The following is a 14398-nucleotide window of genomic DNA, read 5'->3' on the forward strand; positions in this document are numbered from 1 at the left end:
CTATCGGAGGCCCAAAAAAGTCCGGTGATGAAATTTATTGATGCTTCTATTGACTCTCGAACAAAAATAGAACAAAAAAGAAACATAACGAGTAAGGAGCGCGTAAATGACCGATATCATTCGAGACGTTGCAGCATTCACCTCCATCGTCATGTTCGTTGCCAGCTTTTCCCTCATCATGATGGCGATGTGAGTCTTATCCCCAGATGCATATGGTGCTCCCGTATTTGATGGGAGCAACTTCTGGACTTTATGATCCGTAATGCCGACAATGCCGCCGATTCATTTGGGCATGCGGAAGGGTTTGAGATGGCGGATGTGAGTGGCGGCGGCGCGGTTGTGCCGGTCGGCGAAATGCCGGAATTCGTGCACCTCCGGGTTCATTCCGCCTACTCCCTGCTGGAGGGAGCGCTGCCGCTCAAGAAGATACTGGCCAAGGCTGCCGGCGACAGCCAGCCGGCCATCGCCATCACCGATACCAACAATCTTTTCGTTGCCCTCGAATTCTCACAGAAGGCAATGGACGAGGGGCTGCAGCCGATTATCGGCTGCCAGGTATCGATCGACATGGAAGATGGCGGCGAGGGCGAGAAGCGCGGGCCGCAGCAGGCACTGGCCAAGCTGCCGTCCATCGTGCTGCTTGCCGCCACGGAGCAGGGCTATGAGCGCCTCGTCGATCTGGTCAGCCGCGCTTATCTCGGCGGCGAAGGCAATAGCGCCGTCCACATCACCGCCTCCTGGCTTGAGGAGATCGGCACGGAAGGCATGATCGCGCTCACCGGCTCGCTCACAGGCCCGGTCGATATGGCGCTGAAGGAAGGCCATGCGCCGCAGGCGCTCTCCCGGCTGTTGACGTTGAAGCGGTTGTTCGGCGACCGGCTCTATGTCGAGCTGCAGCGTCACGGCACCTACGATCGTCGCCACGAGCAGAAGATGATCGCGATGGCCTATGAGCACGAGCTTCCGCTCGTGGCCACCAACGAAGCCTTTTTCCCGACGCGCGACGACTACGATGCGCACGACGCGCTGATGGCGGTTGCCCACAACGCCATCGTCTCCGACGACACGCGTTTCCGCCTGACGCCGGATCATTATCTCAAGAGCCGCGCCGACATGGCGAAACTCTTCGCCAATCTTCCGGAGGCGCTGGACAGCACCGTCGAGATCGCTCGCCGCTGCTCTTTCGTGCTGAAGACGCGCAAGCCGATCCTGCCGCGCTTCACCGGCGCCACCGACGATGCCGAGGAAGCCGAACGTGCCGAGACGGCGGAGCTGCGTGCCCAGGCTATCGAGGGACTGGACCAGCGTCTCGCCTCGCTCGGCATGGCGCCGGGCTATGAGGAAAAGGACTATCGCGAGCGGCTGGAATTCGAACTGAGCGTCATCGAGCGCATGAAGTTCCCCGGCTACTTCCTGATCGTTGCCGACTTCATCAAATGGGCGAAGCGGCATGATATTCCGGTTGGCCCCGGCCGCGGCTCGGGCGCGGGCTCGCTGGTCGCCTACGCGCTGACCATCACCGATGTCGATCCGCTGCGTTTCTCGCTGCTGTTCGAGCGCTTCCTCAATCCGGAACGCGTCTCGATGCCGGACTTCGATATCGACTTCTGCCAGGACCGGCGCGAAGAGGTGATCCGCTACGTGCAGGCCAAATATGGCCGCGAGCAGGTGGCGCAGATCATTACCTTCGGTTCGCTGCAGGCGCGTGCTGCCCTGCGCGACGTGGGCCGCGTGCTGGAAATGCCCTATGGCCAGGTCGACAAGATCTGCAAGCTCGTGCCGAACAATCCTGCCAATCCGACGCCGCTCAGCAAGGCGATCGAAGAGGAGCCGCGCCTGCAGGAGGAGGCGGACAAGGAGCCGGTCGTCGCCCGCCTTCTCGATATCGCTCAGAAGATCGAGGGCCTTTATCGCCACGCCTCGACGCACGCCGCCGGTATCGTCATCGGCGACCGCCCGCTGTCGAAGCTGGTGCCGATGTATCGCGATCCGCGTTCCGACATGCCGGTCACCCAGTTCAACATGAAATGGGTGGAGCAGGCCGGCCTCGTGAAGTTCGACTTCCTCGGGCTCAAGACCCTGACAGTCCTGAAGACGGCCGTCGATTTCGTCGCCAAGCGGGGTATCAGCATCGATCTTGCCAGCATCCCGCTCGACGACAAGAAGACTTATGACATGCTCTCGCGCGGCGAGACGGTCGGCGTGTTCCAGGTGGAAAGCGCGGGTATGCGCAAGGCGCTGATCGGCATGCGCCCGGACTGCATCGAGGACATCATCGCGCTGGTGGCGCTCTACCGTCCCGGCCCGATGGAAAATATCCCGGTCTATAATGCCCGCAAGCATGGCGAGGAAGAAATCGAGTCGATCCATCCGAAGATCGATTATCTTCTGAAGGAAACGCAGGGCGTCATCGTCTACCAGGAGCAGGTGATGCAGGTCGCCCAGGTGCTCTCGGGCTATTCGCTCGGCGAGGCCGACCTTCTGCGCCGCGCCATGGGCAAGAAGATCAAGGCGGAGATGGACCAGCAGCGCGAGCGCTTCGTCGATGGTGCCATCAGGAACGAAGTTTCCAAGGGCCAGGCCGACGTCATCTTCGATCTTCTGGCGAAATTCGCCAACTATGGCTTCAACAAGTCGCACGCCGCCGCCTATGCCATCGTCTCCTACCAGACCGCCTATATGAAGGCGCACTATCCGGTGGAGTTCCTTGCGGCGTCGATGACGCTCGATATGTCCAATACCGAGAAGGTCAACGACTTTCGCCAGGATGCCAAGCGCCTGGGCATCGAGGTCATCGCGCCTTCCGTTCAGACCTCGTTCCGTCATTTCGAGACGGGCGACAACCGGATCTACTATGCGCTTGCTGCCATCAAGGGCGTCGGCGAATCCGCCGTGGACCATATCGTCGAGGTGCGCGGCGAGCAGCCCTTTGCCGGCATCGAGGATTTCTGCCTGCGCATCGATCCCAAGCAGATCAACCGCCGCGTTCTGGAAAGCCTGATCTGCGCCGGCGCCTTCGATTGCTTCGAGATCGACCGCGCGCAGCTGATCGCCGGTATCGACCGCATCATGGGCTATGCCCAGGTGGCGCAGGAAAACAAGCGCAGCGGCCAGCACGACATGTTCGGAAGCGCGGCGTCAGGGCCGGAAAAGATCGTCTTCCCGACCTACACGCCCTGGCTCGCCTCGGAGCGGCTGCTGCGCGAATTCCAGGTGCTCGGCTTCTATCTGACGGCGCATCCGCTCGACACCTACAAGAGCGTGCTCGACAAGATGCGCGTCCAGCCCTTCGCCGACTTTTCCGCTGCGGTGAAGCAAGGGGCCAGCAACGGTCGCCTGGCCGGCACAGTCATCTCGAAGCAGGAGCGCAAGACGCGCACCGGCAACAAGATGGGTATCTTCGTGTTTTCCGATGCTTCGGGCCAGTTCGAGGCCGTGCTCTTCTCGGAGACGCTCAACCAGTATCGCGACGTTCTCGAAGTCGGGAAATCCTTCGTCATCACCGCCCAGGCGGATGAGCGCCCGGAAGGCATCAGCCTGCGTCTGCAGACCGCGCAATCGCTGGAGGAGAAATCGCTGCAGATGCAGAAGGCCCTGCGCGTCTATGTTCGCGATTCCGGGCCGCTGAAGGCAGTGGCCGCGCATCTCAACGCCAGGGGCGACGGCCTCGTTTCCTTCATCGTCATCAAGGAAGAAGGGATGCGCGAGGTCGAGGTGGCTTTGCCGGAGAAATATCGCATCACGCCGGAAATCGCCGCCGCATTGCGCACGGCGCCTGGCGTGATCGATGTGGAGCTGGTTTAGAGCAATCCCGGGAAAAGCGCATGGCGGCTTCCGTCCGGAATTACGTGAAGACAAAAGGCTTTAGCCCTTCTTCCCGAGCGCGCCATTGTTGGTGATGGTGATGAAATCGGTCTCGTTGCCGGTTTCGGGCCCGATGCCGGTGTCGGAAATCGTCAGCGACGATCCGGCCGTCAACAGATCCTCGATGCGATGGCGGACATCATCGGGGATGGTGATGCGGCCAAGCGCTTGCCCTGCGGCGTCGAGCGATTGCGATTGCTCCTCGCTGGTGATGCCGTAGCGCTTTTTCGCCTGCTTGCTGAGATCTTCTTCCAGCGTCATGCCGAACCAGTCGGCCTTGCCGCTGATGCGGTCGATCGCATTGGCGGTGAAGAAATGCACGCCGAGCGCCTCTTGCGGTTCGGCGATGATGGCAGGGCCCTCGAAGAGCGGCGCGAAATTCTGCCGAACCATGATCGCGCCGTTCGGAGGCTCGCCCTTGCCGGCGGCGGCATAGACCGCCTTCATCAGATCCTGACTGACGAGACTGCCTGCCGCCTTGATGTCATGCGCCTTCTTGAAGTCTTCGATGGCCTGCACCGTCGCGGGCCCGAGCATGCCGTCGGGCGTTCCGGTGATGAAACCCATGCCGTTCAGCAGGCCCTGGAGGTCGCGTACGTTCTCACGCAGGCCGCGCCGGGTAATCAGGATGCTGAGCGGTGCGGGATCGGCAGGCGGGGCGATGATTTCCTGCGCTTTCGGGATCTGGATCGAAGTGACATCGTTCGTCGCGACCTGCAGCGATTGCCCCTGTGGCAGAAAGCTCGCGGTCATGGGGCGAAGTTCGATGCCGGAGAACAGCGCCGGCGGTGGAGCGGCCTGCGGCTGGAACAGCATGGAATTGTCGAAGGGCTGCGGCACCAGCGGCTGATCGGCGATGACCACATGCACGCCGCGCTCGGTCATCTGGTAAAGCGTCTTTGCAAAGGCCTTCGGCATGCGCACGCAGCCGTGGGAAGCCGGATAATTCGGAACCGAATTGGATTCGTGCAACGCGATTCCAGACCATGTCAGCCGTTGCATGAATGGCATCGGCGAGGCCGAATAGAGATTGGACTCGTGATAGACCTTCTTTTCCAGAATGGAGAAGATGCCGCTCGGCGTCGTATGCCCGCGCTTGCCGGTCGAAACCTTCGAGGTCGCAACCACTGTATCGCCATCATAGACCGCAAGCGATTGCCTGTCCTTCGACACCACGATCTGCAGGGTGCGGGCATCCTGCGCGGCAAGAGCGGGATGAGAAAGGGCCGTGGCTGAGAGCAGCCCGAGCCCAAGCAATAAAAACGGCTTCATAGACACAAACCAAAACGCAATACTCGTAGCGCCCAAGGTTAGAGATCGAAGTTTAAGGAAGACTTGCCGACGAGACGCTTCTTGTCGCCATGAGGCGGGCCTCTGCAGCCATGAACTATACAACAACGCCGAGACGGAGCGTTCGGCTCTGTCTCGGCGCTATTCCGTCAACGAAGGCGGAAAGGTTCAGTGCGCGCTGGACGCTACCCAGTTATGCCAATCCCGCTCGGTGCCGTGGAAGGCATTGAGGTCGATCCTGCCATCGACACCGTGGGAAACGCCCGAGCCCGAATACTGCCAGAACAGCCAGTTGCGGCCGGGATAGACCTTGGAAGGATGGGCAGCCACGGAGCGCAGCCAGAAGGGATAGTTGAGCAACTCGCCCCGCAGATTGTCGCGATAGAAATCCGGAGCGGTGTAGACGATCGGGCGCTGGCCGTAGTGCTTTTCCAGCTTGTCCATGAAGACCTGCATCTTGGCGAGCACCTGCTCGCGCGAAGGCCGGCGCTTGCAGCTCGATTCGCCATTCCACTCCACATCGATCACCGGCGGCAGGGCGCCGGCTTCCTTCGGAACGTTGCGAATGAACCAGTCGGCCTGTTCCCCGGCTGTCCGGCACCAATAGAAGAAGTGATAGGCGCCGTGCTTCAGGCCGGCCTGTTGAGCAGCCCGCCAGTTCTTCCTGAACATCGGATCGAGATGATCGCCGCCATCCGTCGCCTTGATATAGACGAAGTTCGCTCCCTGCGTGCGCAGCGTATCCCAGTCTATCTCGCCCTGCCATCGCGAGACATCGACGCCGTGGACGGCGAGGGTTCGGGGCGAGGTGGAGGAGCCGAAGTTGATCGGCTTGGCGTCGCGGAAGCGGTGCGTGTAGATCTGCATCGGCTGCTGGCGCAGGGCGCGAGGGATCGGGTTTGAGGGCGCGAGCATGGCAAGCGGCCGTTGAAGCGGTACGGGCGTGTCGTTGCCCTCTTGGTCGGAGGGCAGCAATCCTTCCGGCCGGATATCCGTCGGCATAGCAACCGCGAGAGCCTGCTGCTGTTCGACGCGCGAAACCGTTTCGCCGATTTCGACCGACGGCACGGGCCTGCCGGTCTTTGCGATGGAGCTGGTCAATTCCTTCGAAGGCGGGCTGGCTTGCGCGGCTTCGCGCTCACCTCGGGCGGCGCAGCCTGAGATCGTCAGGCAGGCGAGAAGAATAGTCGATACAGCCGATAGACGCATAGGAACCCGTACGCAAAACACAATCGACGGCGGATCCGCGCCGTTCGGAAGTTACAGATTCCAAGTCCTAATGGAAATTTACCAAAAAAGTTTGAATCCGAGCTTTTCGGCGCGAAGATTCACGCGCGTAGCACGATCATCTGCGCGCGCAGACTTTTGTCGCCGTGCGGTGACTTTATTTTAAGCCATTGTTATTTATGGCGTTTATCGCCGAATGTATAACCGGTCTCGACGGTCTTGTTTCCGAATTTTTCTCGAAGCTTGTCCATGGCGGCTTCCGCAGCCGCGCGCCGGGTGGCCTGTTCGTCGATGAGATCTGGCGGGTCGGCGCGTGCGGCATCGCCAAGATCGGAAACGCCGATACCGATGAGACGGAATTTCGTGCCGTCCGTTTCGTGTTCGAGCAGGCGCAGACCGGTCCGGAAAATCCGGTCCGCAAGCTGGGTCGGATCTTCCAGGCGGCGGTTGCGCGTGCGGGTCTTGAAATCGGCTGTCTTCAGCTTCAGCACCACCGTCTGGCCGGCAATGCCGCTGCGCTTCAGACGTCGCGAAACCTTCTCCGAAAGATCGCGCAGGATCGGCACGAGATCGTCATGGCGGGAGATATCTTCGAAGAAGGTGGTTTCGGCGGAGACGCTCTTTGCTGCTTCGTTCGGATGGACGGTGCGGTCGTCGATCCCTCGCGAAAGGCGGAAGAGCCGTTGCCCGATGACACCGTAGCGGCGCATGAGATCGCCTTCCTCCATGGCCTGCAATTGCCCGATGGTTCGGATGCCGTCGTTTTCCAGCGTCGCGGCAAAGGCCTTGCCGACACCCCATATCGTTGTGACGGATCGCGGCTCCAGGAAGGAGAGCGCCTCTTCTCGGCCGATGACGGAAAAGCCGCGCGGCTTCTGCAGGTCGGAAGCCACCTTGGCGAGGAACTTGCAATAGGAAAGGCCGACCGAGATGGTGATGCCGATTTCCTGCTCCACCCGCTTGACGAACTTGGCCAGGATGCGGGCCGGCGGATCGTGGTGGAGCCGCTGCGTGCCGTCGAGTTCGAGAAAGGCCTCATCGATCGAAAGCGGTTGCACCAGTGGCGTCAGTTCCTGCATCATGGCTCGGACCTCACGGCCGACGCGGACGTATTTTTCCATGTTGGGATGGATGACGACAGCCTGCGGGCAGGCTTCCAGCGCCTTGAACATCGGCATGGCGGACCGTACCCCGTGGATGCGGGCGATATAGCAGGCGGTTGAGACGACGCCGCGTTTGCCGCCGCCGATGATGACCGGCTTGTCAGCCAGCTCCGGATTGTCGCGTTTCTCGATCGAGGCATAGAAGGCATCGCAATCGATGTGCGCGAGCGTCAGCGCGTAGAGTTCGCGATGATAGACGAGGCGAGGGCTGCCACAGCTCCGGCAACGCGGTCGTGCTGCCGATTGCTCGCTCAGGCAATCGCGACAGAAGCCGGAGATCTTGTCTGGTGCATTGGTCATCGGATGAGAACAAAAATTGAACATTGCCACTTTATGTTCTAAGCTTGCGAGTCTCAAGCCGGAAAACTGCAGGGGGAGGAGAGGTGCAGAATTTAAGCGTGCAGCCGTTGACGCCCGATCGATGGGACGATTTTGAAACGCTGTTCGGGCCGAGTGGCGCCTGCTATGGATGCTGGTGCACTTACTTTCGCGTTCCGACATCGCAGCGCAAGACGATGGACGCGACGGCAAAGAAGCAGTTCATTCAGGAGCGCGTTGCGGAAGGGCCGCCGCCCGGCCTCCTCGGCTATATCGGCGGTCAGGTGATCGCCTGGGTGCAGGTCGGTCCACGCGCCGATCTGCCGCAATGGAATTCGCCGAAGACCGTATCGCGCCCGCTCGATCCGGCAGATGCGGAAGATCGCTCGGTCTGGGCCGTGAGCTGTTTCTTCATGAACTCGCGGGATCGCGGCAAGGGCCATAGCCATCGCATGCTGTCGGAGGCCGTGAATTTCGCCCGGGCTTCCGGGGCGCGACTTCTGGAAGGCTGTCCGATCGAACGCACGAAACAATCAAAATCCGTCGGCCTCTATGTCGGTTCGCGACGTATATTCGAGGCGGCCGGATTTTCTGAAGTGGCGAAGCGCAAGGATGGCCGGCCTTTGATGCGCCTCGCTCTTTGAGATCGGATCGGGTCGCGTCAGCGCACGATATGGGCCTGGATCAGCGTTGCTGCCTGGCCCCATTCGTTTGCTTGCGGGATGCCCGCGGGGGCTGCCGGCGCCATGCGATGGACGATGGAATCGGGTTTCAGATTGATCAGGAGGCATTCCGGAACATGCTCGCTGACCGAATGCAGATTATGGGCCATGTCGTCGACGAAGGCGACGGGCATCGTGCGCTGTCGGTGCAGCGAGCGCACGATCGGCCCCTTCGGCTGCAGCGATGCCAGCAGAGGATAGGCAAGCTCGAGCCTGTCGAGCAGCCGTCGTCTCTGCGCCCAGAATTGCGGCGGCATGGCCGTGAGGAAGACGATGTCGGCATCCTTCGAGAATTCGCCGAGCGTATCGACGACGCGATCGAAAGGCGTTTGCCAGTGTTCCTGCGCTTCGAAGAAGGTTTCGATCAGCCGGTGAACATCCTTTTCCTCCAGCGCCGAGCCGGTAGCCTTGGAGACGAGATTGCCCGTCAGCCGGAAGGAACGCGGCAGGAATTCATAGCCTTCGCCGTCAATGAAGGTCAGGAAAGGCGCAAAGAAATGCAAGACGACATCGTCGACATCGCAAACGATCAGCGGCCGCTCCTGCAGCTGGATATGCGAAACGTCGAATTCGAGCGGGGCATCCATGGTCAATATTCTCCAGAGGCGAGGCCGGGCGGCGACAAATGCACCGATGCGGCAGCGACGGCCTCCGGCGAAATACCGCTGGCTTCGCAAAAGGCCAGCAATGTCGGTTCGTGGTTCATCAGGAAATCGAGCATCCCGGCAAGGAAGGCAGGCTCGTTGATGGCGTTGCGCACTTGCGCCGGTTCTACGCCGGTCAGCGCCAAGAATCGGCCGAACATATCCGGTTCGTTCGCCAGCCAGCCGAGTACCGCGATCGCAGTCTCGTGCGGGTCGGCCGCATTCTTCTTCGGGTTCTTGAAGTTACTTTGCATTTTGAAGGGGGAGTTACCTATTTTTCAACCAAATGCCGGTAGTTTGCGATTCAAGTATTTCTGGAATCGGTTCCTCGCGACCCTATATTTCGAGAGAATGGATACAGTACCGGATGCAGGGACATCTTTCCATGCCTAAGCAGGTAATGATTGTAGAAGACAATGAGCTGAATATGAAGCTCTTTCGCGACCTGATCGAGGCTTCCGGCTATACGACGATCCAGACCCGAAATGGCATGGAGGCGCTCGACCTCGCGCGCAAGCACCGTCCGGATCTGATTCTCATGGATATCCAGCTTCCGGAGGTTTCCGGCCTGGAAGTCACCAAATGGCTGAAGGAGGACGACGATCTCCACGTCATCCCCGTGATCGCCGTCACGGCATTCGCCATGAAGGGTGACGAGGAGCGCATTCGTCAGGGCGGATGCGAAGCCTATGTCTCGAAGCCGATCTCCGTGCCGAAATTCATAGAGACGATCAAGACCTATCTGGGCGACGCCTGATGATGGGGAAGAGCTGATGACCGCACGCATCCTCGTAGTCGACGATATTCCGGCCAATGTGAAGCTCCTGGAAGCCCGGCTGTTGGCGGAATACTTCGAAGTGCTGACGGCCGAGGATGGGTTGAAGGCGCTCGCCATCTGCGCGAATACCCAGGTCGATCTCATCCTTCTCGACATCATGATGCCTGGCATGGACGGCTTCGAGGTGTGCGAGCATCTGAAGTCGGATCCCCGCACGGCGCACATCCCGGTGGTCATGGTGACGGCGCTCGATCAACCCGCCGACCGCGTGCGCGGCCTGAAGGCCGGTGCCGACGATTTCCTGACCAAGCCGGTCAACGATCTGCAGCTCATTTCCCGCGTCAAGAGCCTGCTTCGCCTGAAGACGCTGAGTGACGAACTGCGCATGCGCAATGAGACCGCGCGCAATTTCGGCATTGAGGATTTGTTGCGGATCGGCGATGGCCGCGCCGACGAAGCCGGCCAGGTGCTTCTGGTCGATGGCCGCGCCAATTCGCAGGAGCGAATCATCCGCGCCCTCAAGCCGATCGCCCAGGTTATCGCCATGTCCGATCCGCAGGCGGCTCTGTTCGAGGCGGCCGAGCGTCCGTTCGAACTGGTGATCGTGAATTCGAATTTCGAGGATTACGATCCGTTGCGGCTTTGCTCGCAGCTCCGCTCGCTGGAGCGGACGCGTTTCCTGCCGGTGCTATTGGTGACGGAGCAGGGGGCCGACGAGATGATCGTCCGCGCGCTCGACCTCGGCGTCAACGACTACATCGTCCGGCCGATCGATCCGAACGAGCTGGTGGCCCGCTGCCTGACGCAGATCCGCCGCAAGCGCTACAACGACCGCCTGCGCGCCAGCGTGCAGCAGACCATCGAGCTGGCCGTCACCGATGCGCTGACGGGCCTCAACAACAGGCGCTATCTGGACAATCACCTCAAGGTGCTTTTCGACCGGTCGCTGGCGCGGGGGCGCCCGCTCTCGGTGCTGATAACCGACATCGACAGATTCAAGAGCGTCAACGACACCCACGGTCACGATGCCGGCGATGAAGTGTTGAAGGAGTTTGCCGCACGCATCCGCTCCACGGTGCGCGGCGCCGACCTTGCCTGCCGCTACGGCGGCGAGGAATTCGTGGTGGTCATGCCGGACACGCCAGCCGATATCGCCGCCGCCGTCGCGGAGCGCTTGCGCGCTGCGGTAGAAAATATGCCGGTGAAGCTGCGCGATAGTGGCGTTGCGCTCAACATCACGGCGTCCTTCGGGATTTCGTGCCGTTTGGAGACGATCGAGACGCCGGAGCAGCTTATGAAACAAGCCGACCTTGCGCTCTACGAGGCCAAAAGAGCAGGCCGCAACCGGGTCGTCGCTTCGGCAGCCTGAAGCTGCCGCTCTCAGGAGACGGGTATCATCCGCGAATATTGGGGGTATTTCACAGGTTTTGAACAATGCTGAAAGGTTTTTGCTCATTGTTCCGAGCTTGGAAGAAGTTTGGCGTCGTTTAAAGAAAAGGATCGGATCTTTACTTTTGATTTGGAAGATTTTGTTCGGTTTTGGAATAACTTTGAAATATTTCTGTTATTTTATTATATAGTTTTGTTTTGATTTTTATTTTCTTGTAATGAGCCAATTGGGAGATGCGAGCTCAACTGGCGGTAATTTATATATTCAAATATTCTTGAATATCTGTATTCGAACTTTGCTGTCGTCGGAGGAGATGTTTCTTTATTCTTGGTACTTCCGGAGAATTAGCTGATTAAAACTATCGATGATTTCTCTTCGCCGAAGTCATGAATTTTAACCATCCCAACAGACAAGTATTTTTTATCATTAAGAATTTGTTGATTTCCTTTCGATTTCGCGCGAATTTAGTCCCATACACAGACAGCCCGCAAGGGTTCAGGAATACCCCATGATGCTCAGGTCCGCCGCATCTCCTGGGTCGTGGGGTCGGTCGGCTGACAGGCAAAAAAGAACGGTTCCTCGTGCCGTTTTGCAGGTCAGCCGACCCCCAATTCAAACGCCGCTCTTCGTTGCCGAAGGCGGCGTTTTTTCTTTCTGGCGGGGCGGTCGAGTATTGTCCCGGATGATGTAGCAAAACCGGACGGTTCGCGGAAAACGTCTCCGAAGAACAAAAAAGGCGCTAACCCGGAGGTTGCGCCTTTTTGTAACCTGAAGTTTAGGAAACTTACTTGATCTTCGTTTCCTTGAACTCGACGTGCTTCTTAGCAATCGGGTCGTACTTCGTCTTCGTCATCTTGTCCGTCATCGTACGGCTGTTCTTCGTCGTGACGTAGAAGAAACCGGTGTCGGCCGTCGACAGCAGCTTGATCTTGATGGTGGTAGCCTTGGCCATAGTCGTCCTGCCTTTAATAAAAATGAACGCCGTGGACGGCCAGTGCGGAGGTCCACGGCGAATTCTGGCGCGAAACTACAAATAGCGCCCGAAAAGTCAACCCCTGTTGCCCATGAAAAGCAGTCGTATCCCCGAAAGCAGGACATAAAGCCCAAAGAAAAAGGCAACAGCCCAGGCAAAACCGCTGGGATTGACGAAATCCATGGCGGTGCCGATCGTCGGCGGCCCCAGGACCATGCCGACGGCATAGCAGAACACGAAGGCTGCGTTGGCCGCGACGAGATCCACGCCGGTCAGCCGCGTGCCGAGGTGGCTGAGGCCGACCGTGTACATGCCCGAAACGCAGCCGCCCCAGAAGAGCAGAATGATGGCGAGAATGACCCAGTTCGACGCCAGCGACGGCAGTAGAAGCGCGCCGACAAGGCCTATGGTGGCCATGATCGACAGCAATGGCCGCTTGTCGCGCATGCGGTCGGCAAGCAGCCCCAGCGGGATCTGGAAGACGAAGTTGCCCACGCCCATGACCGTCAGCAGCAGCGCGGCCTGTGATTCGTTGAACCCGAGGCGCGTCGCGTAGCTGGTGAACAGCGATCCGCCGCCGACCGTGACCGCGCCGAACACGAAGACCGCCGCCGTCGCCGTCGGCACGAGGAAGATATAGCGAACGAAATGCAGTTCCGGCTTCTCGTCGACGAGCGGGCTCTCGTTACGCGCAATGAAGATCGGAATGGCGGCCGCCAGGATGATGCAGGCGCCGATGACGAAGGGCATCAGGCCCTCGCTGCCGACGGCGGAGAAGAGCAGGGGGCCGGCGGCAAAGCCGAGGGAGAAAACCGTGGAGTAGAGGCCGAGCACGAAGCCGCGCTTGGAAGGCGGCGAGGCTGCATTGATCCAGAATTCCGACAGGATGAAAAGCGTGGTCGTTGCCCCATGGAAGACGAGGCGCAGGGGGAACCATAGGAGCAGGTTCTCCGCATAATAGAAGCCGAGCGAACTCAGCGCCGACAGAACGACCGCCCAGATCATCGTCTGCACGACGCCGAAACGATGGGCGAGCTTGGTCGTGATGACCGCGGCCAGCATCGACGCAACTCCCATCATCGCCGTGTTGAGCCCGATCAGGCTCGAGGAAACACCGCGCTTCTCCAGAATGATGCTGAGAAGAGGCAGGCCCAGTCCGATGGCGATGCCGACGGCGGATACGGACGCGATGGCTGCGACGAGCGAAGGCCAGTGAATTGCTTCGACATGGCCGGCCTTGTCGTTCGTCGGTTCAAGCATAAACTAATTCCTGGAGCATGAGGCGGGCGAATCGATCCGGATGCGCAACATAGAAAGGCACGGCACGGCCAAATTCTGGTGACGGGTCGGCTTTCATGTGAACAGTCACACCTTCCGGAATGGTCCCTTTGATGCGGGGATGTTCAGACAAGAAATGCTGCTTATGTCAAGCGGTTGCCGCCGAAGCAGCGCGCCGGAAGCACGAATAAGCAATAAATCGACATCAACTCCCGATATGAGGGCGTAATGCGCCGAGGCACTTTCCGTCCTCGACTGAGGCAGGCAGCATACGGCTGAAAGCATGGTCACGAACGGCCATTTCCCTGATCCCACTCCTCCGGGCTGTCGTCGTGACCACCGAAGCCATGCATGCGCAGAGCCCATTGCAGGCCGATGACACCGCCCTTGATCGGCTGGATGATCGCAAGCGCTGCGATGACGGTGAGGGGCGCCCAGATGACGAAATGCGCCCAGAGCGGCAGTTTGAAGGTCATGTCCGTCAGCATGTAGCCGCCAACGATAATGTGCCCGAGAACCAGGATCACCAGATAGGGGGGCAGATCGTCGGCTCGTTGATGGGAAATATCCTCGCCGCATACGGCACAGTGATCGACCGGCTTCAGGAAGGCCTGGAAAAGCCTGCCGGTGCCGCAGCGCGGGCAGCGATTCAACATGCCACGGGCAATGGAGCGCCCGACCGGACGCTCGCTTTCGTCGGCGTCACCGAAGCGGATGGGGGAGTCGGATGGGTTGCCCGTCATGAATGCTC

At 59.8% G+C, this 14398-nt stretch carries 12 protein-coding genes; 4 read left to right on the forward strand and 8 right to left on the reverse strand.

The annotated features are described in order from the left end of the window. Nucleotides 1–309: 309 nt before the first annotated feature. A complete protein-coding gene (gene dnaE / locus ACQZ6J_RS19765; RefSeq protein ID WP_449085294.1) occupies nt 310–3804 on the forward strand; it encodes a DNA polymerase III subunit alpha in 3495 nt (1164 codons plus the stop codon). A gap of 60 nt (nt 3805–3864) precedes the next feature. Here the strand turns inward: dnaE and ACQZ6J_RS19770 are convergent, their stop codons facing one another. The 3 genes from ACQZ6J_RS19770 to ACQZ6J_RS19780 form a co-directional block, all read right to left on the reverse strand. Further along, nucleotides 3865–5136: a L,D-transpeptidase family protein gene (locus ACQZ6J_RS19770; protein ID WP_449085295.1), complete on the reverse strand. Its 1272-nt coding sequence runs from the start codon at nt 5134–5136 to the stop codon at nt 3865–3867. 186 nt (nt 5137–5322) lie between these two features. Further along, nucleotides 5323–6363, reverse strand: coding sequence for a glycoside hydrolase family 25 protein (locus tag ACQZ6J_RS19775; protein ID WP_449085296.1), 1041 nt, complete (start codon nt 6361–6363; stop codon nt 5323–5325). A gap of 191 nt (nt 6364–6554) precedes the next feature. Next, nucleotides 6555–7844: a DNA polymerase IV gene (locus tag ACQZ6J_RS19780; protein WP_163986114.1), complete on the reverse strand. Its 1290-nt coding sequence runs from the start codon at nt 7842–7844 to the stop codon at nt 6555–6557. 83 nt (nt 7845–7927) lie between these two features. On the opposite strand from ACQZ6J_RS19780, the gene ACQZ6J_RS19785 reads away from it, so the two are divergent. Then, the gene (locus tag ACQZ6J_RS19785; RefSeq protein WP_449085297.1) at nt 7928–8506 is read left to right on the forward strand and encodes a GNAT family N-acetyltransferase; all 579 of its coding nucleotides are present in this window, start codon (nt 7928–7930) and stop codon (nt 8504–8506) included. Nucleotides 8507–8523: 17 nt separating this feature from the next. Here ACQZ6J_RS19785 and ACQZ6J_RS19790 read toward each other — a convergent pair whose 3' ends face one another. Continuing rightward, a complete protein-coding gene (locus tag ACQZ6J_RS19790; RefSeq protein ID WP_163986113.1) occupies nt 8524–9171 on the reverse strand; it encodes a hypothetical protein in 648 nt (215 codons plus the stop codon). A 2-nt stretch (nt 9172–9173) separates the two neighbouring features. Next, on the reverse strand, nt 9174–9482 hold the full coding sequence (locus ACQZ6J_RS19795; protein WP_163986112.1) for a DUF3572 domain-containing protein: 309 nt from the start codon (nt 9480–9482) through the stop codon (nt 9174–9176). A gap of 131 nt (nt 9483–9613) precedes the next feature. Here ACQZ6J_RS19795 and ACQZ6J_RS19800 point away from each other — a divergent pair, with 131 nt between their 5' ends. After that, entirely contained in the window at nt 9614–9985 is a 372-nt protein-coding gene (locus ACQZ6J_RS19800; RefSeq protein WP_028754034.1) for a response regulator, read from the forward strand. A 16-nt stretch (nt 9986–10001) separates the two neighbouring features. Next, a complete protein-coding gene (locus tag ACQZ6J_RS19805) occupies nt 10002–11375 on the forward strand; it encodes a PleD family two-component system response regulator (RefSeq protein ID WP_163986111.1) in 1374 nt (457 codons plus the stop codon). Between the two features lie 805 nt (nt 11376–12180). Here the strand turns inward: ACQZ6J_RS19805 and rpmG are convergent. From rpmG to ACQZ6J_RS19820, 3 genes are all read right to left on the reverse strand, one after another. After that, nucleotides 12181–12348 (reverse strand): 50S ribosomal protein L33, encoded by a 168-nt coding sequence (gene rpmG, locus ACQZ6J_RS19810; protein ID WP_003587245.1) that lies wholly within the window; start codon nt 12346–12348, stop codon nt 12181–12183. A 96-nt stretch (nt 12349–12444) separates the two neighbouring features. Then, nucleotides 12445–13629 carry an MFS transporter gene (locus ACQZ6J_RS19815; protein ID WP_163986110.1) on the reverse strand — a complete coding sequence of 395 codons (1185 nt, stop codon included), beginning with the start codon at nt 13627–13629 and terminating at the stop codon, nt 12445–12447. 305 nt (nt 13630–13934) lie between these two features. Further along, the gene (locus ACQZ6J_RS19820; RefSeq protein ID WP_163986109.1) at nt 13935–14390 is read right to left on the reverse strand and encodes a DUF983 domain-containing protein; all 456 of its coding nucleotides are present in this window, start codon (nt 14388–14390) and stop codon (nt 13935–13937) included. Nucleotides 14391–14398 lie beyond the last annotated feature (8 nt).

Source organism: Rhizobium sp. A37_96 (assembly GCF_053521765.1).